General features: G+C 68.7%; 18 protein-coding genes and 3 pseudogenes. 5 read left to right on the top strand and 16 right to left on the bottom strand.

The features are described from left to right. Window positions 1–24 precede the first annotated feature (24 nt). The 5 genes and pseudogenes from ACIQ1J_RS21260 to ACIQ1J_RS21280 form a co-directional block, all read right to left on the bottom strand. Entirely contained in the window at window positions 25–699 is a 675-nt protein-coding gene (locus ACIQ1J_RS21260) for an urease accessory protein UreF (RefSeq protein WP_403558688.1), read from the bottom strand. A 576-nt stretch (window positions 700–1,275) separates the two neighbouring features. Continuing rightward, a pseudogene (locus ACIQ1J_RS21265) lies at window positions 1,276–1,512 on the bottom strand (amidohydrolase family protein); the annotation flags it as partial. Window positions 1,513–1,752: 240 nt separating this feature from the next. Further along, window positions 1,753–3,108, bottom strand: a pseudogene (locus ACIQ1J_RS21270) (urease subunit alpha); the annotation flags it as partial. Then, window positions 3,105–3,440 carry an urease subunit beta gene (locus ACIQ1J_RS21275; protein ID WP_403558836.1) on the bottom strand — a complete coding sequence of 112 codons (336 nt, stop codon included), beginning with the start codon at window positions 3,438–3,440 and terminating at the stop codon, window positions 3,105–3,107. The gene ACIQ1J_RS21275 and the pseudogene ACIQ1J_RS21270, both read right to left, overlap by 4 nt. 189 nt (window positions 3,441–3,629) lie before the next feature. Then, window positions 3,630–3,926, bottom strand: a pseudogene (locus ACIQ1J_RS21280) (urease subunit gamma); the annotation flags it as partial. Window positions 3,927–5,019: 1,093 nt separating this feature from the next. Here ACIQ1J_RS21280 and fxlM point away from each other — a divergent pair. Beyond that, window positions 5,020–7,191 (top strand): methyltransferase, FxLD system, encoded by a 2,172-nt coding sequence (fxlM, locus tag ACIQ1J_RS21285; RefSeq protein ID WP_403558838.1) that lies wholly within the window; start codon window positions 5,020–5,022, stop codon window positions 7,189–7,191. A gap of 745 nt (window positions 7,192–7,936) precedes the next feature. Here the strand turns inward: fxlM and ACIQ1J_RS21290 are convergent. From ACIQ1J_RS21290 to ACIQ1J_RS21325, 8 genes are all read right to left on the bottom strand, one after another. After that, entirely contained in the window at window positions 7,937–8,362 is a 426-nt protein-coding gene (locus tag ACIQ1J_RS21290; RefSeq protein ID WP_403558690.1) for a PRC-barrel domain-containing protein, read from the bottom strand. 432 nt (window positions 8,363–8,794) lie between these two features. Further along, window positions 8,795–10,216, bottom strand: coding sequence for an NADH-quinone oxidoreductase subunit N (locus ACIQ1J_RS21295; RefSeq protein ID WP_403558692.1), 1,422 nt, complete (start codon window positions 10,214–10,216; stop codon window positions 8,795–8,797). Next, entirely contained in the window at window positions 10,213–11,718 is a 1,506-nt protein-coding gene (locus ACIQ1J_RS21300) for a NuoM family protein (RefSeq protein WP_403558694.1), read from the bottom strand. The genes ACIQ1J_RS21295 and ACIQ1J_RS21300 overlap by 4 nt, the downstream gene beginning before the upstream one ends. A 6-nt stretch (window positions 11,719–11,724) precedes the next feature. Further along, entirely contained in the window at window positions 11,725–13,677 is a 1,953-nt protein-coding gene (locus ACIQ1J_RS21305) for an NADH-quinone oxidoreductase subunit L (protein WP_403558696.1), read from the bottom strand. After that, complete coding sequence (locus ACIQ1J_RS21310) at window positions 13,674–13,979, bottom strand: NADH-quinone oxidoreductase subunit NuoK (protein ID WP_403558698.1); 306 nt, start codon at window positions 13,977–13,979, stop codon at window positions 13,674–13,676. Before ACIQ1J_RS21310 ends, ACIQ1J_RS21305 begins: the two co-directional genes overlap by 4 nt. Next, window positions 13,976–14,545: an NADH-quinone oxidoreductase subunit J gene (locus ACIQ1J_RS21315; RefSeq protein WP_403558700.1), complete on the bottom strand. Its 570-nt coding sequence runs from the start codon at window positions 14,543–14,545 to the stop codon at window positions 13,976–13,978. Before ACIQ1J_RS21315 ends, ACIQ1J_RS21310 begins: the two co-directional genes overlap by 4 nt. A 17-nt stretch (window positions 14,546–14,562) precedes the next feature. Then, window positions 14,563–15,492 (bottom strand): NADH-quinone oxidoreductase subunit H, encoded by a 930-nt coding sequence (locus ACIQ1J_RS21320; RefSeq protein ID WP_403558702.1) that lies wholly within the window; start codon window positions 15,490–15,492, stop codon window positions 14,563–14,565. Beyond that, on the bottom strand, window positions 15,485–16,285 hold the full coding sequence (locus ACIQ1J_RS21325; RefSeq protein WP_403558704.1) for a hypothetical protein: 801 nt from the start codon (window positions 16,283–16,285) through the stop codon (window positions 15,485–15,487). The genes ACIQ1J_RS21320 and ACIQ1J_RS21325 overlap by 8 nt, the downstream gene beginning before the upstream one ends. Window positions 16,286–16,300: 15 nt before the next feature. On the opposite strand from ACIQ1J_RS21325, the gene ACIQ1J_RS21330 reads away from it, so the two are divergent. Together ACIQ1J_RS21330 and ACIQ1J_RS21335 are read left to right on the top strand one after the other, a co-directional pair. Continuing rightward, window positions 16,301–16,447 carry a hypothetical protein gene (locus tag ACIQ1J_RS21330; protein ID WP_403558706.1) on the top strand — a complete coding sequence of 49 codons (147 nt, stop codon included), beginning with the start codon at window positions 16,301–16,303 and terminating at the stop codon, window positions 16,445–16,447. A gap of 117 nt (window positions 16,448–16,564) precedes the next feature. Next, the gene (locus tag ACIQ1J_RS21335; protein WP_403558708.1) at window positions 16,565–16,834 is read left to right on the top strand and encodes a hypothetical protein; all 270 of its coding nucleotides are present in this window, start codon (window positions 16,565–16,567) and stop codon (window positions 16,832–16,834) included. Window positions 16,835–16,929: 95 nt separating this feature from the next. Here ACIQ1J_RS21335 and ACIQ1J_RS21340 read toward each other — a convergent pair whose 3' ends face one another. Further along, a complete protein-coding gene (locus tag ACIQ1J_RS21340; protein ID WP_403558710.1) occupies window positions 16,930–17,280 on the bottom strand; it encodes an NADH-quinone oxidoreductase subunit A in 351 nt (116 codons plus the stop codon). A 1,179-nt stretch (window positions 17,281–18,459) separates the two neighbouring features. Between ACIQ1J_RS21340 and ACIQ1J_RS21345 the strand changes: the two genes are divergently transcribed. Next, on the top strand, window positions 18,460–18,996 hold the full coding sequence (locus ACIQ1J_RS21345) for a hypothetical protein (RefSeq protein ID WP_403558712.1): 537 nt from the start codon (window positions 18,460–18,462) through the stop codon (window positions 18,994–18,996). A gap of 160 nt (window positions 18,997–19,156) precedes the next feature. Here the strand turns inward: ACIQ1J_RS21345 and ACIQ1J_RS21350 are convergent, their stop codons facing one another. Together ACIQ1J_RS21350 and ACIQ1J_RS21355 are read right to left on the bottom strand one after the other, a co-directional pair. Then, entirely contained in the window at window positions 19,157–19,570 is a 414-nt protein-coding gene (locus tag ACIQ1J_RS21350; protein ID WP_403558714.1) for a PIN domain-containing protein, read from the bottom strand. After that, window positions 19,552–19,836 (bottom strand): hypothetical protein, encoded by a 285-nt coding sequence (locus tag ACIQ1J_RS21355; protein ID WP_124269873.1) that lies wholly within the window; start codon window positions 19,834–19,836, stop codon window positions 19,552–19,554. The genes ACIQ1J_RS21350 and ACIQ1J_RS21355 overlap by 19 nt, the downstream gene beginning before the upstream one ends. A 262-nt stretch (window positions 19,837–20,098) precedes the next feature. Between ACIQ1J_RS21355 and ACIQ1J_RS21360 the strand changes: the two genes are divergently transcribed. Continuing rightward, window positions 20,099–20,413 carry a CPCC family cysteine-rich protein gene (locus ACIQ1J_RS21360; RefSeq protein ID WP_403558840.1) on the top strand — a complete coding sequence of 105 codons (315 nt, stop codon included), beginning with the start codon at window positions 20,099–20,101 and terminating at the stop codon, window positions 20,411–20,413. Window positions 20,414–20,901 lie beyond the last annotated feature (488 nt).

Genomic DNA, 20,901 nt, shown 5'->3' on the forward strand with positions numbered 1-20,901 from the left:
GGGGGTGTTCGGCCGGGAGTCGGGTCAGGAGGCGAAGAGCCGTACCGTCCAGGCGGCGTGCTGCTGGGCGGTGATGTCCAGGAGTGGCGAGGAGGCCGACGGCAGGGCGTCGAGGCCCTCCGTCACGGCGCGGATCGCGGCGTCGGCCGCCGTTTGTGCGACGTCGTCGGTCTGGCGACCGAGGCGTGCCAGGAGCCCTGAGGCGTCGAGCGGGTCGAGGCTCAGCAGTCGCACCGCCGCGGTGGCCGGACCGCCGATGTTCTCGTACGCGGCGGCATGCGCGGCGTCGACCGGGGCGAGCCCGGCGGCACGCGCGGCAAGGCCAAGGACGATGGGCTGGTGCGCGCCCTGCGGCCGTGCGGCGGCGAGCTGGTCGAGTTCGGCCGAGGGGAAGGTGGCGCGGGCCGCTCGCATCATCTGCCGGCCGAGTCTGCGGGCGACGGCACGCAGAGCGGGCGCGGGTGTGCGCGCGTCCGCGGCGGTGTCGAGGAGCAGCGGGTCGCAGCCGGCGGTGGCCGCGGCGGCCAGTCCGGCCGCGGTGAGACCGGCGGTGTGCAGGCGCCCGCGGCAGAACGCCTCCAGGCTGTCGGTGTCGTGTACGGCTTTGTGGGCGACGGCGGCCTCGATGCCGCCGGAGTGGGCGTGCCCACCGGCGGGGAAACGGCCGTCGGCCAACAGGAGCAGGGCTGCACGGCTCATGGGCGAGCGGCTGCCTTTCACAGGATCGAAGAGAAGAGAAGAGGGCGGTGCCCCGGGGCGGGCGCGCGTCGCGCGCACCCGTCCCGGGTCCCGGCCGCGGCGTCGGCGCCCGCGCCGGGAAACGCATCCGTGCTGGCGGACTCAGAAGAGGAAGTACCGCTGGGCCATGGGTACTTCGTTGACGAAGGAGCGCGGCACCGTCTCCCCGTTGATCGACGTACGGGCGTCACCCGTTGTCGCACCGCCGATGCTGACCTCGAAGGTGTCGTGGTCGACCTTGAGCTCCTTGGGGTCCCCGGGAACCCAGTCGTTCAGCACCATGTGCTCCTTCTTGATGCCCCGGATTCCGTCGCTGATGTCGACGAACTTCTTCCGGAGCCCGAGCCCTTCGGACTTCACCTTCTTCGTCGCATCCGGTGTGCCGTCGACCTTGACGGTGGTGACGTGGAGAAGGTTCAGCTTCGCGGCCACATTCGGGGCCGTGAAGTTCACCGAATTGCTCCTGGGGGCATGGCCGGTGGCGCCCCAGACGGGCCGCGGCAGGTAGGGCTGCGGCGTCGTGATCGAGGCATTGGCATCGCCGGTCTGCGCCCAGGCGATCTGACCGCCCTTGATGACCCGGTGCGGCTTCACGCCGAAGAACTTCGGCTCCCACAGCACCACGTCAGCCAACTTCCCCGGCTCGACCGAACCCACCGTTCCGTCGATGCCGTGCGTCAGCGCCGGATTGATCGTGTACTTGGCGACGTACCGCCGCGCGCGGAAGTTGTCGTTCACCTGCACCGCGCTCACCTCGCGAACACGGCCCGCCCCGCCCGAGGCATCAGCCGGCGACTGAAGGACGGCCTGGCCGCTCTTCGCCTGGATCTGGGCCTCGCCCCCGCCCAGTTCCTCGCCCTTTGCCGACCCCGTCTCCGCTACCGCCTCTGTCTCCTGTTCCGCCTCCGCTGCCGTCTCCTGACCCGCCTCCCCTACGGTCTCCGAGCCCGGGGCCTGGGCCTGAGCGGCGGTCTTCGCCGCATCGATCCGATCCTTTGCGTACTTGAGGTCCTGGTCCAGTGCGCCGTAGCGGACCTTCATGACGTGTGCGGTCTGCCAGGTACGCATGACCATCTCGCCGATGCGCCCCATCGCCTGCGCATCCGAGGACATGATCGAGATGGCGCCCATGTCGTGGAGGATGTCCTCCGCTGCCATGGTCGACGGCCGGATGCGTGAGTCCGCGTAGGCACGGTCTTCCGGAATATCCGAGTTGAGGTGATGGGCCACCATCAGCATGTCGATGTGCTCCTTGACGGTGTTGACCGTCAAAGGGCGGGTGGGGTTGGTCGAGGCCGGCAGGACGTTTGGCTCCTTCACCAGCTCGATCATGTCCGGTGCGTGCCCGCCTCCGGCGCCCTCGATGTGGTAGATGTGGAGGGAACGGGGCTGGCCGCCCTCGGCCGTGAAGGCGGCCTTGGTGTCCTCCAGGAATCCGGACTCGTTGCACGAGTCGGCGTGCAGGGCGAGCTGAATGTCCCTTTCCTCGCAGACCGTCAGCGCCATGTCGATCACCGCGGGGGTGGCGCCCCAGTCCTCGTGCAGCTTGAGACCGATGACGCCCGCCTCCACCTGCTCCTCCAGCGCCTTCTTCTCCATCGAGTTGCCCTTGCCGAGCAGACCGACGTTGACCGGGAACTCGTCCAGGGACTCGAAGAGCCGGGTGATGTGCCAGGAGCCCGGGTTCACGGTGGTGGCGGTGCTGCCCTCGGCCGGGCCGGTGCCGCCACCGATGAGGGTGGTCACACCGGAGGCCAGCGCCTCGTTGACCTCTTCCGGGCAGATGAAGTGCACGTGGGTGTCGATACCGCCCGCGGTGAGGATCCGGCCGTTGCCGGAGATGACCTCGGTGTTCGGGCCGACCACGAAATTGCCGGGCCTCCACGGCCGCCGGGGGCTGCCGGACTGATCCCACGGCGCCGTGGCCTCGCCTGTCAGGTCTTTCACCCCCGTGCGCTTGGGCAGGGTGAAGTCAGTGATCTCGTCCATCGTCTCGGGGTTGTACGCCTTACCGATGGAAACGATGTTGCCGTCGAAGATGCCGACGTCGGCCTTGACCACACCCCACCAGTCGAGGATCAGCGCGCCCGTGATGACCGTGTCCACAGGCGGGCAGGGCTCTTCGTCGGGCCTGTCGTAAGGCCCGCTGCCCCTCTCGGCGTGGGCCATGCCCATCGACTCCCGGATCACCTTCCCGCCGCCGAAGAGCATTTCGTTGCCGCTGTGCTCCGGCCCGCCGGACCAGTCGGCTTCGATCTCCACGGTCAGATCGGTGTCGGCCAGGCGGACACGGTCCTGCGCGGTGGGCCCGTACAGGCTGGTGTACTTGGCCCGCGTCAGCTCGTTGCTGTCGTTCTCGTAACGGCTCACTTGACTTCCTCCCGACGCAGTCCCCTGATCGCAGAGAAGTTGCAGTCCTTGGCCGTGCCCCTGAACTCGACGAGCTCGACCCAGCACTCGTCATTCGGTTCGAACCGCACCGACGTGCCCGCGGCGATGTTGAGCCGTCGCCCCTTCGCCTCAGCGCATTCCACGGGCTTCTCCTCCACCGGAGTCACCGTGGTGCCGTTGAGCTTCGCGATCACTGTGAGGCCCGGGTTGACCTCGGCGAAGTGGTAGTGAGAGCCGACCTGGATGGAACGGTCTGCCGTGTTCTTGACCTTGATCGTCTTCTTTTCCGGCTGCCGCTCGCTCCCCGGCATCGACTGGCCGCCCTGCAGGCCCACATTGAAGTGGATCGACGCGTGCCATTCCGCACTGTCGTCGCACTCGTCGCAGCAGGAGGACGGGGCGTCGGCCTTCTCGCAGTCGACGGGACAGTTCCCCTTGCGCCGCGGCTGGGGGTGCTCGATCTTGCCTGGGTGGACCACAGGCTCGTCCGCCGCGTCCGGGATTGGATCATGGATGGTGACCAGTTTGGTGCCGTCCGGGAAGGTGGCCTCCACCTGGACGCGGTCGATCATTTCCGGGACGCCGGTCATCACCTCTTCCCGGGTGAGCAACTGCCGGCCCGAATCCATGACGTCGGTGACGGTCTTCCCGTCACGCGCCGCCTCGAAGACGTGAGCGGTCAACAGAGCGATCGTTTCCGGATAGTTGAGGAGCAGTCCCCGAGCCCGGCGCTTCTCTGCCACGTCAGCCGCGACGTGGACCAGCAAACGCTCCTGCTCATGCGGAGTCAGATGCACGATGAGTCATTCCTGTTGTGCGGATGATGCACGCGGCCGAACACATCAAGGCGACAGACGACGCTGCCGGACGGCGGCGGACGCCCCTCGATCCTCAGCGCACAGGAAGAGGCGAAACGTTCGTGCCGTGGATGTGCCACACCATCTGATGAACAATCGGGACATGCGGCACCCACAGGCCACGCGAGATCGAGGGCCTACCCCGCAAGCGTGAACGAATGCAGTGGGCTCGCGGCAGCCCGCTCCCTCGCCGTCGAGGGCGCGCCCTCGTCGCCCCGGTACCGAACACATCGTCGAGCCGAACAGCGGCGCGAACACCCCTATCTGCCGCGCCCGTGCCCAAACACAGCTGATAAAGGCCCGCCCCCACGGAGCCTTCGGCGCCCGCCCTGGCTTCCTGCCGCTCTTCCGCAGCGGCTGCGGCACCCAGTGGTCATCGCGTCATCAGCCGCCGCGACGTCAGTGTCGCGCCCCTCGGGCCTGGTGGCCGGTCTGCGCGGACGGCGCCTGTGCCCGATGCGCCGGGAGCGGGCTTCTCGATCCTCACCGGGCACCTCCCCCGTATGAAAGCCAGGAGGTCGGGGCGTCGTTGCGGGTCGGATTGCGCAGCGGGTGAACCGCCGTCCAGGTGGTGCTGACGGACGCTGGCGTAGCGTCGCAGGGTCCACTCGGGAGATACCTTCAGTTGATCTTGGACCCAGGTGTCTCTCTTGTGGCCCCGTTCTTCATCGTGCGTGTCCATGTGGGCGCTTCTCGTAAACACCCCAGGTCACAGCTACCTATATATCCAAGTGCGGTGGCAGCAGTGCGTGGGCCCAGGCCCGCAACGCCGACCAGAACTGGATGGCATCCGCTCCGGCGCACGCGCGTACGCCAACCCGATCACCGCCACTCTCGCGCTCGAGGATCACGTTCATGGAGGGGGACTTCAACCGCAGCGGGCGCCCCTAACCGAGCGGCCCGACCTCGAAGGTCACAAACGGGCATCGCTTCCCGCCTCTTTCTGAGACAGTTGCCGCGTGGTTCGCAGTAGGACGTTCAGGCGCTTCCCTCAGAGTGACAGTGAGACAGCAGGCTGCCTGAGACATGCGAACTGTTCCTAAACGGTGGACATACCGAGCCCGAAGACGAATCCCTGGCGAAGGCGGCCATCCGGGAGCTGCACGAGGAGACCGGGATCCCGCCCCAAGCTGTGGACTCGTGGCCCGGCTACGAGACCGTGCCGTTCGACATCGATATCCACGACATCGACGCCCATCCGGGCAAAGTCGAACCGAGCCACCAGCACTTCGATCTCCGCTTCCTCTTTCGCCTGCGCGCGGCGACAGATGTGCCGGTAGTGCTGCAGGCGGAGGAGGTCGGCGGCATTGAATGGCGCTCCATGGACAGGGCAGCCTCCCCCTCCCTGCGCGAGAAGCTACTCAAACTCCCGCCCGTCGCGACTACACCCCCCACCGCGGCCACCGGCGAAGCGACCGCCCTGCGCCACAAGCTGGCCGACCACCTCGCCACCAAAGGGCACATCCGCACCCCCGCGGTCGACCACGCCCTGCACACCGTGCCCCGGCACGCCTCCGCCCCCGAAGTAACGCTCGACGCCGCGTACGCCAACGACATCGTCGCCACCCGCCACAGCGACGACGGCAGCATCATCAGCTCCGTCTCTGCGCCCTGGCTGCAGGCCGACATGCTCGAAGCAGCCCGCATCCGGCCCGGCCACCATGTCCTGGAGATCGGCTCCGGCGGCTGCAACGCCGCCCTCATGGCGGAACTCGTCGGCCCCACCGGCAGCGTGACCACCCTGGACACCGACCCGGTCGTCACCGACCGCGCCGCCCGCTTCCTCGCCCAGACCGGATATGACCGCGTCCAGGTGGTCACGGCGGACGCCGAGCACCTGCCCGCCGACATCGTGCCCGACGGCGGCTTCGACGCCATCCTGGTCACCGTCGACACCTGGGACCTGCCCTGGATCGACGCTCTCGCCGAGGGCGGACGTCTCGTCGCGCCGCTGCGTCTGCACGGCTACCACTGGGCCATCGGCTTCACCAAGCGCGACGGGGCCCTGCACAGCGACGGGCCGCTCATCGTCTGCGGCTTCGTCGCCATGCAGGGCGACGGCGCCTGGGACCCGAACCGGCGCACCGTCCCCGGCACCGGCGTCCACCTGTCCTGGGACGACGGCACCCCGCTGCCCGTCGACCAGCTCGCCCCCGCCTTCACCCGCGCGCCGACCGTGACGCACAGCCACGTCACCGTCCGAGGCCAGGAACCCTTCGACGCCCTCACCCTCTATCCGGCCGGCGTCCTGCCCGGCTTCTGCCGCCTGTCGGTCGACCCCGACGGCGACAACGGGATCCTGAACCCCCCGCCCCCGCACTGGCCCGGCGCCGCGATCGTACGCGGAGCCTCCCTCGCGCGCCTGACCACCGAGCGCATCTCCGACGGAGACGACGGCAACGGCTTGTACGAGTTCGTCGTCCACGGCTACGGTCCCCACGGCCACCTGGCCGCCAAGGAGATGGTCGAGCAGGTCCAGCGCTGGCAGCGCAACCACCGCGCCGCGCTCTGCCCGGGCATCACCATCCACCCTCTGGACACCAACACGCCCGCGCACGCGCCCGATGCCGCGCACGTGTTCGTCAAGAAACACACGCGCGTCACGATCGACTGGCCGACGATTCCCGGTACCGCGGCCCTGCTCACCGATGCCGAGGGCCGCTACCTGCTCCACCTTCGCTCGGCGAACAAATCGATCTGGCGCCCCGGGCACTGGGCCCTGCTCGGCGGCAACACCGAAAGGGGCGAGAGCTGCGACGAAGCCATCGCCAGGGAACTCGACGAGGAGATCGGACTCGCCATCCCCGACCTGACCGGCTTCGTCACGCTGGACACCCTGGACGCGAGCGGAGGCTTCAAGGACCGCGTACGCGTCTACCACGGCACGCTCAACACCCCCGCGCACGAGATCGAACTCAACGAAGGTATCCAGCTGCGCTGGACCCGCATCGAAGAAATCGACGAGATGACCATGGACCCCGGCACCGCCGCGGTGCTGCACGCCCACCACAACATGGACCAGCCCGGTGCGCGCCAGGGCGCGGCGCTTCCCGTGGTGGAGGTCCGCGAGCCGCGCGACCACCGCAGCCGCAGCATCATCGGCGCCCACCTCGTCCTCATCCGTGACGGGGCCGTCCTCCTGGGGCAGCGCCACCCGGACAGTGTCTTCGCCCCCTCGACCTGGCACCTTCTGGCCGTTCACTAGCTAGAAAGCACTGCGGCGATGCCGGCCACCGCTACGGCCAGGATCCACCAGCCCGACGACTCGACCCCCTCCACCCGCAACCTCCGTAGTTCACCTCTCGCGTACCTCTTGCGGCCTCCGCCCCCGCCGGAGATTCATTGAGGCTGACGACCCGGCTCCGCGGTCAAAGCAGCATGGAGCCGGTCAGCTGTGATCACGCCGAAGACACGCCGTCCCACGCCATCCCCCGTGCCGGCTACCACGGCCAGCGGGCTGCCTGACCTGGTCATGGCTTCTCCGACCTGGTACGCCGTGCAGTGAGGTACCACCACAAGAGCAGGCAGGGTCCCCTTGGGCAGCCAGGACGCACCGCTGCCCCCGGCCCGTCTTCGCCGTGCTCGACGGCGGCGTGAAGAACACGACCTGCGGCCGGCCGGAAAGTGCTGAACATGAGCGTTGCAGGAACGACCGCGCAGGGCCACCCGGCGCTGTCCAGGATGAGCAGCGCCGGAAGGCGATGCTCGGCCATCAACCGCGCAGCAACCACCGCCTCATCGTCCGCGGTGACGCACGCGTACGGCGCCGCCAGATCACCAGCCAGCACAGTTTCCTACTCGACCTCAGCGCCCTGAACATCAGGCCCGACGCACTCCCGGAACTCAAAGGAGAGATGCCGCAGGGTGCAAGTGGTTGGGCGGAACGTGTCACAAACCCTTTCACGGTGCCCCACGTGCCGGGCGGCGAAACCACCACGGCTTGCGACCTGTTACATGTGCCCGCGGGAAGGGAAGCCCGGGTAAATGTATCCCGGTCCCCAGAACGGCGCGTAACCGTAGTACCCATAGACGCTGGAATAGTAGTCCGCCTTATCGGCGAGCTCCGGGTTATAGACGGGGGCGCCAGCGATGCGTTCCCGTGATTGGTCGATGAAGACCTGGTCATCTGTGACCCTCGAGACGGCGTCCACGGGAATGAATGATTTCGTCTCGCCGAATCCAAGGAATCCGCCATGCGCTACGAGGAGGAAGCGGACTTTGCGTTCCGACTCGTCGATCAGGAGGTCTTCAATCTTTCCGACATCGTCTCCGCCCGTGTCGGTGACCTTACGGCCGCGAACGTCCTCGTCAGGGACCTCCACGGTCTGCCCGGATTCACTGAGCTTACTGAGAACAGGTGCGCTGCCATCCGACATGAAAGGTTCCTCCTATCGTCGGCCAACTCCCTGTACAGGCAATTGACACTTCGTATCGGCCACACAGAGGTCACGTGATCCGTGTCGACGGCTACCGCCTACCCGACACGCTGCGGAGCATTCGGACCACTCGAGTCCGCCGGATGACCGCGCGGTCGGCACCGGAAATCCTCGCGGTGTCCGCAGCAGCAACGTCGCCAGACTGCGACGGTGCAGCGAGCTGACCCACGCCCAACCGTCGCCACGACACTGCGGCCTCACCTGAGCGTCTATCCTCAGGCTGCCCAGCAGCAGGCGCGCTGCCCCTGGGGCGACCATGGGGGCGGTCTTGGTCGGCTCTGCCCGTGCTGTCCGTACTTGGCAGCGGCAGGGCCGTAAAACGGTACGTCCCGGCCTCCGTACCCCGCCGGACAGGTCACAGGTCATGACCCGTCAGGGCAACAGGTCTCCCGCACCGAAGGGGAGGATGGCCCCACCGGCGATTCCGAGTCCGAGGGCGAGGGTCCCTGCGGTGTAGGCGGTGGCGGCAGTCCAGCGGCCATGCACTGCTTGCGTGGCAAGCGGTGCAGATCCGGTGGAGGTGAAGAGAGGGGCGAGCCAGCGAAGGTAGTAGAAGAGGGAGGCGACGGTGTTAGCGACGGCAAGAACGGCGAGCCAGGTGTAGCCGCCGTCGATGGCGGCGCTGAAGATCTCCAGTTTGCCGAGGAAGATACCGGTGGGTGGGGTGCCGACCAGGCCGAGGAGGCAGATGACGAGGACGGCTGCGAGGCCGGGGCGGCGGCGGGCGAGGCCGCGGTAGTCCTCCAGGGTGCGGGCGCTGGGGAGCGCGGTGACGACGGCGAAGGCGCCGAGGTTGGTGGCGGCGTAGGCGGCCAGGTAGAACAGCAGGCTCTGTTGGGCGAGGTCGGTGCGGGTGGCCACGGCGAGGGCGATGAGGAGGTAGCCCACTTGGCTGATGGTGGAGTAGGCGAGCAGGCGTTTGACGGACGTCTGGAAGAACGCCGCCAGATTGCCCAGGGTCATGGTGACGGCGGCCAGGACCGCCAGGAGCAGCGGCCAGTTGACGTCGCTGTGGGGCAGGGCCTGGTGGAGCAGGCGGTAGCCGGCGATCAGTGCGCCGATCTTGGGCAGCGTGGTGACGTAGGCGGCGATCGGGGCGGGTGCGCCGTCGGTGACGTCGGGGACCCAGAAGTGGGCGGGTACGGCACCGGCCTTGAACAGGAGCCCGGCCAGAACGGCGACCAGGGCTACGGCGACAAGGCCGTAGGGAGCCTCGGGCAGGGTGGTGCGCAGTTCGCGGTAGAGGGTGGCGTGCCCGGCGCCGTAGAGCAGGGCGGTCCCGGCGAGCATGGTGGTGCCGAGGAGGGCGCCCATGAGGTAGTACTTCAGGGCTGCTTCGGTACCGGAGTTGTCTTTGGCGAAGGCGGTCAGGGCGTAGGCGGGGATGCTGGCGAGGAGGTAGGCGGCGAACAGCATCAGCAGGTCGTTCGCTCCGAGGAGGGCGAGGGTGCCCGCGCCGGTCAGCAGGAGCAGGACCCAGTACTCGGTTTCGCGTTTGCGGCCTCGTACGGTCTCCACCGACATGGTGATGACCAGCAGCAGGGCTCCCAGGACGGTGAGTCGGCCGGCGTTGGTGGCGGTGTCGACGGCGAAGGTGTGCGAGAAGACGGTCTGTTCGCGGCCGGTGGCCATGGTGATGCTCGTGGCGGCCAGGCCGGCGGTGCAGGCCGCGGCGGCGAGGACGGCGACGATCCACTGGCGGCGGCGCGGCAGCCAGGAACCTGTCAACAGGCCGGTCACGGCGGCGCCGAGCAGGGCGAGTTCGGGAATGAGGGCGGCGAGGTTCTCGTTCACCGGGCCACCAGATCGGTCACGGTGCGGCTGGCGGGTTCGATGACGTCCAGCAGCCGGCGCGGTGCGACGCCGATGACCAGGGCGAGGGCGAGCAGGCTGATGGTGGGGACCGCTTCGCGGGCCTTCAGGTCGCCGAAGCCGGTGGTGTGCACCGATGGGGGCAGGCGCGGGGTGCCGAGGAGCATGCTGCGCAGCGCGCGCAGGAACAGGGCGGCGGTGATGAGGATGCCGGTCACGGCGATCGCGGTGGCGACGGTCTGGGAGGCGAGGGAGCCGGTGAAGATCTGGAACTCGGCGATGAACCCGGAGAAGCCCGGGATGCCGAGGCTCGCGAACGCGGCGACGCCGGTGACGGCCGCGAAGCGGGGCGCGTGGGCGGCCAGTCCGGAGTAGGCGTCGATTTCGTAGGTCTGTCCGCGGTCGTACAGGACGCCGGCGAGCAGGAACAGGGCGCCGGTGATCAGGCCGTGGCTGACCATCTGGGTGACCGCGCCGGTGACGGCCAGGGAACGGGCCTGGGCGTCGGTGCCGGCCAGGGTCCCGGCGGCGCCGACGGCCAGGACGATGTAGCCCATGTGGTTGACCGAGGTATAGGCGATCATGCGTTTGAAGTCGGTCTGCGCGAGCGCGACCAGGGCTCCGTAGACGACAGAGACGACGCCGACGATCACGATGACCAAGGCGTAGTGGCGCCAACTGCCCGGCAGCAGCGGCATCGCGATGCGGACGAAACCGTAGGTGCCCATCTTCAGCAGGACCGCGGCCAGGATCGCCGATCCGGCGGCGGGGGCTTCGGTGTGGGCGGGCGGCAGCCAGGTGTGGAAGGGGACGGTCGGGGTCTTGACGGCCAGCCCCACGCCGATCGCCAGCAGAACCAGGCCCGCGTACACACCGTGGCCGGCGAGCGGGTTGGTACGGGTGAGGTCGACGATGTCGAAGGTGTGCGGGTCGGCGGCCAGGTAGAGGCCGATGAAGCCGAGCAGCAGGGCGAGCGAGCCGATGAAGGTGTAGAGGAAGAACTTCAGCGCCGCCGCCCGTGCGCGTTCGCCGTGGCCCCAGCCGGCGATGACGAAGAACATGCCGACGATGGAAAGGTCGAAGAAGACGAAGAACAGGATCAGATCAAGGGCGACGAACAGTCCGAGACTCGCCGTCTGCAAGAAGAGGAACAGGCATACGTACGGGCGAACGCGGCTCGTCTCGCGCAGCGAGTACACCGCGACGGCGAGGAACAGTACGCAGGTCAGAGCGACCAGCGGCAGGGAAAGACCGTCGACGCCGACGTGATAACTCACCCCCGCTCCGGGAATCCAGCGGACCCGCTGCTCATACTGCATCCCACCCTGGGAGTCGAACCCCGCCCACAGGGCGATGAACAGAGCGAGGTCGACGGCAGCGGTGGTGATCCACACCCACAGGTACACCCGCTCGGGAAATCTGCCGGGCAGCAGCATCAGCGCCACGCACACCACCAGCGGCAGGAACGTCACAACACTCAGCACAGGGGATTACCTCACCAACAGCACGATCAGGACGAGCACGCAGAAGCCGACGGCGGCTTGGGCGTAGTACTGGTGCAGCAGCCCGGTCTGCGGGCGGCGCGCCCACCGCCCCAGGCTCCGGGCGCCCGAGGCGACGGCGCTGACGGCGGCGTCGATGCCTCCGTCATCCGCACGGCGGGCCTGCCGAGCCGCGGCCAGGCCACCACGGCCGACAGCTTCGACGGCGGCGTCAATACCTGAGTCGTCCACGCGACGTACCTGGTGGGCGAGGGCGAGTCCGCCACGGGCCACCTGCCGTACGGCGCCGTCCACGACCCGGTCGTCGAAGACGGCCAGCCCATGGGCTGCGGCCACAACCGGTCTGACGACGACAGCATGGGCGGCTCGTTCCAGGTGGAGCCAGCCGCCGGCCCACCGCACCACGGCCGGTGGGACGAGAGTGCGCGGGGAGAAGGGGCGCCACCAGGACATCCCGGCGGCCGCGAGAGCGACGGCGGCGGACAATCCCAGCTCCCACGCTCTGGGTGAGGGTTCCCCGGGGACGCCGAGCAGGTCGCGCAGCCACGCGGCCGGCCCCGGCAGCGCGAGAACGCCCAGGACGGCCGCCGCGCCTGCCAGCACGAGCAGCGGGGCAACCGAGGCGGCGGGGACACGCCGGGTGCCGGGCCGCTCGGTGTCATACCCGGCCTGCGGGTCCTCGGGGAGCGGGCGGGTGACGTACCACAGGGCCTTGACGCTGTAGACGGCCGCGACGGCGGCCGCGGCGAGCCCGACCAGATACAGGCCGTTGCTCTCGGCGCGGGCGGAGGCGAGGACGTCGTCCTTGGCCCACCACAGTGACAGCGGGGGCAGCCCGGCCAGCGTGAGCGCGCCGACGGTAAAGCAGGCGCCGACCAGACGGTGGGCGCGCGCGGCCCCGCGCAGGGGAGGAAGCTGCTTGGTGCCCAGTGCGGTCAGCCAAGCCCCGGCGGCGAGGAACAGACCGGACTTGGCGGCGGCGTGCGCGACGAGCTGAAAGGTGCCGCCGGCCACACCGCCACTGCCGGCGGCCAGCACCATGAAGCCGATCTGCGAGGCGGTCGACGCGGCAAGCAGCTGCTTCAGGTCGCGTTGCGCCACGGCCACCACGCCGAGAAGCAGGGCGGTCACGGCGCCGGTCCAGGCGACCACTGGCCCCGCCCAGTCGGTCTCGGCCAACAGCGGGTGCAGGCGCAGCAGCAGGTAGGCCCCGGCGGCGACCATGGTCGCCGAGTGCAACAGCGCGGACACCGGGCTTGGGCCCTGCATAGCGCGTGACAGCCAGAAGGAGAAGGGCAGTTGCGCGGACTTGCCTAGCGCGGCGGCCACGATTCCGGCGGTGGCCAGGTGCAGCCAAGGAGACGCGGTGTGCGGAAGGACATCGAGGCTCAAGGTCCCGGCGCCACCGGCCATGGCCGCACCGGCCGCCAGGTACAGGCCCAGGTCCGCGGTGCGGGTGGTGAGGAAGGCGGTGTCCGCCGCGCGTGCCCGTTCCGGGTCGTGCCACCAGCAGCCGATCAGTGCCCAGCTGGTCGCGCCCATCAGTTCCCAGGCCATCAGCAGCAGCGGCAGTGTGGTCGCGGTGACGGTGACCAGCATGGAGCCGGCGAACAGCAGCATCAGGCCGAAGAACCGTCCGCGGTTCTCGTCCTCACCGAACTCCCCGGCGGAGAAGACCAGAACGGCGGTGGTGACCGCGGCGACGGTGATCACCATGACCGCGGACAGACCGTCCACCGCCATACCCGCTCGGATTCCGGCGAACAGCGGCACGCTCGACGACGGCCGGGTCAACGCGGCAGCGACAGCCAGGCCCAGCGTCACCACGGCCACCAGCACGCCGAGGGCGGACGCCTGCCGGTTCAGGCGTGTCCCGGTCACCGCGAGGGCGGCTCCCGCTGCCAGGGGCAGGGCGGTCAGCAGCCAGATCAGCGCGCTCATCCCTTCAGGTCCCCGGCCATATCGGTCATGTCGACCTGCCGGGCCCGGTAGATCGCTGTGGTGACGGCGAAGCCCATCGCCATCTCCACCGCCATCGCCACCACCGCCGCCACGATCACCACCTGCCCGCTGCCCACCGTGGGGGCCAGGAAGTGCCAGAAGTCGGCGGCGGCGACGATGATCCCGCCGATCATCAGCTCGATCCCCATCATGATCATGACGATGGACTGCTGGGACAGTGCGCCGAACAGACCGATCGAGAACAGGCCCGCGGCCAGGACCAGGAGCAGTTCGAAGGTCACCTGCCCACCCCTCCGCCGGCCGGATCGCGGGCGGGCCGCTGGTCGAGGTCGTCGCCGAACCGGTCGTAGCGGCCTCGGTGGGTGGCCAGCACGGTCGCACCGACCATCGTCGCCAGCAGGACGAACCCGAGCGTGACCATCGTCAGCATCTGATCACCCATCAACGACATGCCCACCTGGACGGTGGTCTCCGCCGGCCGCACCCGCGGGCGGTCGGGCCAGGGCACCACGAAGACCGCCGTGGTCAGCGCGGCGAACACCACACCGCTGATGGCCGGCGCTCCACGCTTGTTGTGGAGCATCGACATCGGCATCAGACCAGCCGGATTCATCATGTACGCGATCATGAAAACAGCCATGATGACCATCTCCATGACCATCATCAGCACGATGACCATCCCGAGGTAAGGCAATCCCAGGACGGTCACCACGCCGCCGACGCACACCAGGGAACCCAGCAGCGCGAACGTGACCCGCGCCATCGAGTTCACTGTGAACACCAGGACGCCGCCGACCAGGGCCAGCACGCCCAGCGTCCACAGCAGTACCGCGGCCGTCGTTCCCATCGAGCGGGCCTTCCTTCCTAACGATTGAGGTTGACCAGAGCCGGAACGAGGGTCTGCACGATCGTCAGCGGGATGAGGACGACCCAGGCGAACTCCACGTACCGGTCGGCTCGGATCACCGGCAGCCGCCGCGCCGCGACCACCAGGACAGCCAGCACCAGCAGAGTCTTGATCAGCGACCACGCCCAGGCGGGCAAGCCCGGCCCCGCACCCCCGCCCAGAAACAGCGGCACCGCCATCGCCGCGCCGGCCGCCAGCCACATCCACCGCCCGGCCTGCATCAGCAGCCGGTCGACCCCGGAGATCTCGCTCAGCACGCCGCCGGCGATGTCCCGGCCGGCCGGGTAGGCGAACGGTCCCAGGAAGCTGAACGCGAGAACGCCTGCCAGGTAGACGACGAAGGCGACGGGCATCCACACCGCGTACCACAGGCCGTCCTGCGCGGCGGCGATGTCGCCGATGCGCAGGGACTGAGCTCCGGTCGCGGCCGAGATCAGCGCGAACATCAGCGGAAGCTCGTAAGCCAGGCCCTGGGCGAGGAAACGGTAGCCGCCGACCAGGGAGAACGCCGCGTTCGGACCCCACCCGGCCAGCCACAGACCGGCCCAGGTCAGCACCTCCATGGCGTTGAACCACACCACTCCCACCGACAGGTCGGCGACCGCCACGTTCCCGAACGGGATGACCAGCGTCGACAGCACGGCGGACACCGGCACGGTCACCACACCGGCCCGCCACAGCAGCCGGTCCGGAGCCGGCATCCGCCGGGGCTGCGCCACCAGCGCCCGCGGCACCGCGAGCAGCGGCCGCATCGCGGCGGACACGGTGACCGGACGGCCCGCGTCCCGTGCCGTCAGAGCCGCGTCGGCCGCAACAGCCAGCACAGCGAAGCCCAGCAGCAGAGCCGGGGCGGCCAGCAGCGTCCACCACGCCCCTGCCTCAACCACGCGCCGACCCCTCCAGCGAGTATGCCGCGAGCTCGTCCAGGTCCGGATCGAGACTGGCCACGATCAGGCGCGCGGCGGCCAACTCGACCCCGTCCAGCAGCCGGGGAAGCAGCGCGACCAGAGCAGCCGACGGCGGCTGCCGCGCGTCCCACCGGCCCCGCGGGCTCTCCTCCGCCGGATCCAGCGGCGAAAGATCGTCCAGCCGCGCCACGTCGTGGCGGATGTCGGTCAGCCACTGCCGGTAGCGTGCCGCCACATCCCCATCGGCCCGGGCCGCGGGACCGCTCACCCCGGCTGCCTGTGCGTCCTTCGCGGTCACCACGCCCATCCCGCGGGTCAGCCAGAACAAGGTCCGCGACCGGCCGACCCGTCGGGCCAGGCGCTCCAGCCGGGAAGCGAGCACGGCGGCAGGGGCACCCTGGAGCAGGTCATCACGCAGCCGGCGAGCCTTCATCGCCTCGGCAGGCCAGCCCGCCATCATCAGCAACCGCCCCAGACTGTCCAGACGGGCCGCCGCCCGGCGTCGCGCCGCCGCCCCGGAACTCACCACTTCACCGGCCGCTGCCCGCAACCAGGGCTGCACCCAGAACGGCTCGACAGGACGCGGGTCGACTACGGGTACCTCGTCGAGGTCGGCCGCCTGAACGACGTCACCTTGCAGGACGAGACGGAGCGTCAGCCCGGCGGGCCAGTCGGACAGGAACGGGCCCAGCGGCACATGCAGCCGGTCGAGCAGCAAACCGTCGCGGTCCTCGCCCTGCTCGGCCATCGGCAAGCCGCCCGGCATCTCCATCCCACCATGCCCCTCGTGACCGCCGTGACCGCCGTGACCGCCGTGACCGCCGTGACCGCCGTGATCCTGATGGTCTTCGTGGGCGTCACCGCCGTTACCTCTCTCCTCTTCTCCGCTGTGGTTGCCGTGGTGCTGATCCTGAGAAGAATGAGCGTCACCTGAGCCGTTGTACCTGCCGTTGACCCGGTCCGGACCGGACTCCTCGCCGTGCTCGCCGTCCCAGGCGGCCCTCTCCCGGGAGGAGTGGCCCCCGGTTCCCTCTTGTTCCGCGCTCTGCACATGACGGCGATCGTGCGGCGAGCGGCCGCCTCGATCGGACAGGGGTGTCTGCTCGCGCTGGGCTGCCGACGAGGCCAGGCGGCCGCGGGCTCCATCAAGGGCGGCCAGTACTTCATCGGCGGTGCGGGCATGTGCGCGGGCGTGTGGGGCGGGCAGGTCCTGCCACAGCCGTTCCAGCGCCGTACACAGGTCCGGGCAGAGGGGACCGGCGACGAGCAACAGATCGGCCTGCGCCGGAGAGGTGGCCGGTGGCCAGTCCCGAAGCCGTAGGTGCCGCTCGGCGGCCAGCCGCACGGCCGCTCCGCCCGGCGTGCAGACCACCAGGACGCGGGGGCGGGCGGCCGCCGCGCGCAGCATCGTGCCGGTCAGGTCCATCGCAGGGCCCCCTCCCGCCAGGCGTAAACGACTCCGGCGAGCAGGATCGCCAGGAAGACGAACATCTCGATCACCGCGCTGGGCCCCATGGCCGAGATGATCAGCGTCCACGGGTACATGAAGACCATCTCCATGTCGAAGGCAAGGAAGAGCATCGTGACCGTGTACCAGCGCACGTGGAACCGGCTGACCGCATGCTCAACCGGCTCCAGTCCCGACCCGAACGGAGCAACCGCCAGAGGCTCCGAGGAAACCCGCAGCGCCCACCCCGCCCCGTAAACCCCGGCGACGGCGAGCGCGACCACGCCCAGCAGCAACAGTGTGGCTGTGAAGCCGTTCACCGGCCGTCACCGTGCCCCCAGGCAGCGGCGGAGTACGGCCGCCCGGAGACCACCGGACAGAAGCCGACGCGTGGCCCCCATTGGCCCGCCACCGTTCCCATTTCCACTCCCGTCCGTCGTCCGCCGAGTCCGTCACGTACCCCCACGGGGCATAGCGAATCCCGGTCCGTGCGCGCATCCTGTGGGCCTGGAGTCCGAGCATTCCCGTTGCGGTGCGCGAAAGCGCCTGAGGCGCGCCCGCCCGACGCGGACAATCCGGGGCGGTTGCAGTCCGCTTCTCTCCCACAGCATGTCCGGCCGACCGGACATGCTGGTAATGAGGAAGCAACTGTGCGGGCAGAGCCTCTCCCTGCTCACCCGCCCGGCAGAAATGCAGCACGGGCCTTGCCATCTCATCCCAGCACGGTCCCAGCACGGTAGGGATGAGCAGGATGGGGAAAGGTGACGAGGGGTCAGCCATTCCAGCACGCGAATCGCTGCAAAGTACAAGTGGGCTCAGGGCCGCCAACGCTACACAACCTGGTCGACCCACGAACTGAGATCCGAAGGACTGCCCCGCACCGGACCACGTTGTCCACTGCTTCGTCGGCAACCTGGCAAACGACCAGGACGTTCATGCTGCTCGGCCTCTTCTATCCGCGGCGCGGCGTCGAGAACTACCAGGAAGAGCTGTTCTCGCTGTAAACGCGCCGTGCACCACGTTTCATCCGATCGAAGGTCCTCTCAGGCCGTCTGGAATTCCCGCGGGAGCGGCGGGCATTGTCTCCGGGGCAGCACAGCTAGGAACCGCAAGGGGGGCCGACCACATGCACCAGGCCCTCAATGAGCGGCAGCAGGCCGTGCTCGACTGGGTGGGCCAGGGGTGCCCCGACGGAGTCTGGCCGGACAGTACGTACAAGACCAGCGGACAGGCCCTGCAAAACCGGGGGCTCATCAACGTCACCAAACGCCGCGGGCATTGGATCGCCCACCTCACCGAGAAGGGGCGGCAGCACCTCACGGAACGCGGCATTCGCCCCGTGGAGCAGAGCACCCCACCGCCGGAACGGCCCGCTCGAAAACCGGCACCGCCGCGCCCCAGAGCCGCGCCGAAGGCCTCTACGAACTACGCGGACCAGCTACTTGAAGAACTGGCCGCTGCGAACGACGGCTGTCTCATCAAGCCCATCGAATCCGGCGATGCGCATCGCCCGCTTCGACTACACCCCCTCCAGCCGACTGCGTTTCATGCTCCGCGGCGGCAGCCCGCACCGTGCAAGCGAATGGGCGGATCTCCCCGACCGGCCTCTGGAAGAAAAACTCGCCGAGATCGTGCAGGAGGTCGGTTTCCGTGGCGAAGCCGCGGAGCGTAAACGCCTTGCAGACCAAAAAGCCAGAGAGGTACAGCAAAAGCGCTGGGAAGCCGCCATGCAGGAAGCCCACGCCGCCTACGCTCACACCTACCGCGTCAAACACCTCGGAGAACAGACAGACACCTGGTACCAGGCCAGCCGCCTGACCGAATACATCGCAGCAGTACGCGACCACGCCACATCACTTCAGCCCGAGCAGGAGCGGACCGGGATCGAGGCGTGGCTCGCGTTCGCGGACGCGCACCTCCACATCCTCACCGAATCGGTTTCAGCGCCGAAACTGCCCGCGCCGCCGAAGCCCAGCGGCGAGGACCTCAAGCCCTTCCTCGGCCACTGGAGCCCCTACGGGCCCCGCTCCTACTGAGCCTTGGTTCCGGCCGCGACCTACAAAATTCCATCAGGCGGAAGAGCGGCAACATAGCGGCGGATCGCCGGTTACCGAAACCGGTGGTCCGCCGAATACTGGTAGCCCCACCGCCACTCACTGACCAACCGTCGAAAGGCAGACGCCGGACCAGAGGAAATCACACCGCCACGGGCCTGACCCGCTCGCCGCACAGCTTGGCCATGTCGTCGGTATCGGAGGTCAGCATGACCACGGGGCGGTGCTGTCGCAGCGCGGCCTCGGCGACGGCCGCATCGATCGCGTACCTGTGTCCGTGCAACCCGGCGTTCATCAGCAACTTCGAGGCAGCCCTCGCCTCCTCGTCACCGACCGGGACGACCCGCAGCCCGGAAAGCACCCAGTTCAAGCGAGGCTTGTTCGTACGGGCGTGGACGGCTTCGATGATGGTGAGCGCACTGATCACGACGTCCATACCGCGCGAGCGCGCCTCAGCGATCAGAGCCACCACCTGCTCGTCGTCGGCGAGCAGCTTCGAGAGTCCCTCGCTGTCGAGAACCAGCGTCCCCTCGTGACTCAACCTGCGGCGGGCCACTCGGCCTCCTCGGCGAACACCTCGTCGAAGACCTGCCGCGCCCGCTGACGAGCCGGCTCGGAGACCGGCCCCTTACGGCTCTCGTAGCCCGCCAGGTACTCGTCCAGGACCTGCCCGCGCAGCTCCCGCTCGACCGCCTCGGCGATGAACGCGGAGAACTCCCGCTTCCCCACCCGCGCCCGGATCGCCTCGGCCGTCCCCTCCGGCAGCGACAGGCTCACCCGCGTCGCCGGGCCTTCCCCGATGCTGTACGTCGTCTCAGCCATGCCCCCGATTGTGTCAAACGAGTAGGAAAAACGCCACGTCCGCACCACCTTCACAGCTCGGTCAGCGCCCTGTTCGCACAAATCCCAGCACGGGCATCCTCATCGCATCCCAGCACAATCCCAGCACGGTACGGATGACCAGGGATGACGACAGGTGACGGGGGGTCAGCTATCCCGGCACCATCCCAGCACGGGAAAAACCAAGGGCCCGACCCCGAAGAGTCGGACCCCCTCTGACCTGCATGTTTGCCAGATCAGCGACATGGTGGTATGTCAACCGCTACACGTCGAAGCGGAATGTCTGCGGACTGATCCTGACCTGCGACGGAGCCTCCCCCAGGGCTCTGACCTGGAGTTTCCTCGTTGGCGCGCGTTGGCCACCGACGGCCGTTTACGGGTGTCCTGCGGACTGGCTGCGGACTGGCCGGGCCTGCAGAGGCCGAGAAGTCCATGGCGCACCGGCCGGACCTGCAACGAGACTGCGCAGGTGAGCGACCGCTACCCCTGTCCCTGCTGCGGGCACCGCGTGCTCGACGCCATGCCCGGCTCCTTTGAGATCTGCCCCGTCTGCTTCTAGGAGGACGACGGAGTCCAGTTCCGCGACCACGGCAGGTGACGCGAACAAGGTCTCCCTGATCGAGGCCCAGCGCAATTACCAGAACTGGAGCCTGCGACGAGCGCGGTCGGCGGTACGTCCGCCCGCCGACCGCGGACGAGCCACTGGATGGACCTCCACTGGGGCTTCGCCAGTAGCTGGTCCCATCCATGGGCTTGAGTGCTGGCAGCCTCGCCTTGGTCTTCAGAGGCCTTACCTGTAGCCCCCTCCAGCAGCAGAGCTTCCGGTGCGTGCTATCAGCATGCCGCTTTTTAACTCGCAGCAGAACTGCGGCCAGTCCGGATTAGCTCAGATCAACCCACAACCCCTGGCCCGTCATCGCCCTCAATTGATTCACCTTCAGGAGCAGCGACTCCTTCAGCGCTTCCCTGAACTAGTTGCAATGCCGGACGATACAAGAACGGAACCCAAAATTCGAGAGACGCGCGCTTCTCGAAGAAGCCGACATC

This window comes from Streptomyces sp. NPDC097107 (assembly GCF_044762405.1).
Taxonomy (GTDB): Bacteria; Actinomycetota; Actinomycetes; order Streptomycetales; family Streptomycetaceae; genus Streptomyces; species Streptomyces thinghirensis.

Coding starts and splice junctions, on each gene's coding strand:
- ACIQ1J_RS21260 (WP_403558688.1), bottom strand. CDS start 699: ATGAGCCGTGCAGCCCTGCTCCTGTTGGCCGACGGCCGTTTCCCCGCC.
- ACIQ1J_RS21275 (WP_403558836.1), bottom strand. CDS start 3,440: ATGCCGGGGAGCGAGCGGCAGCCGGAAAAGAAGACGATCAAGGTCAAG.
- ACIQ1J_RS21290 (WP_403558690.1), bottom strand. CDS start 8,362: ATGTCGGATGGCAGCGCACCTGTTCTCAGTAAGCTCAGTGAATCCGGG.
- ACIQ1J_RS21305 (WP_403558696.1), bottom strand. CDS start 13,677: ATGAGCGCGCTGATCTGGCTGCTGACCGCCCTGCCCCTGGCAGCGGGA.
- ACIQ1J_RS21315 (WP_403558700.1), bottom strand. CDS start 14,545: ATGGGAACGACGGCCGCGGTACTGCTGTGGACGCTGGGCGTGCTGGCC.
- ACIQ1J_RS21325 (WP_403558704.1), bottom strand. CDS start 16,285: ATGGAGATGCCGGGCGGCTTGCCGATGGCCGAGCAGGGCGAGGACCGC.
- ACIQ1J_RS21335 (WP_403558708.1), top strand. CDS start 16,565: ATGACGGCGATCGTGCGGCGAGCGGCCGCCTCGATCGGACAGGGGTGT.
- ACIQ1J_RS21345 (WP_403558712.1), top strand. CDS start 18,460: ATGCGCATCGCCCGCTTCGACTACACCCCCTCCAGCCGACTGCGTTTC.
- ACIQ1J_RS21355 (WP_124269873.1), bottom strand. CDS start 19,836: ATGGCTGAGACGACGTACAGCATCGGGGAAGGCCCGGCGACGCGGGTG.
- ACIQ1J_RS21360 (WP_403558840.1), top strand. CDS start 20,099: ATGGTGGTATGTCAACCGCTACACGTCGAAGCGGAATGTCTGCGGACT.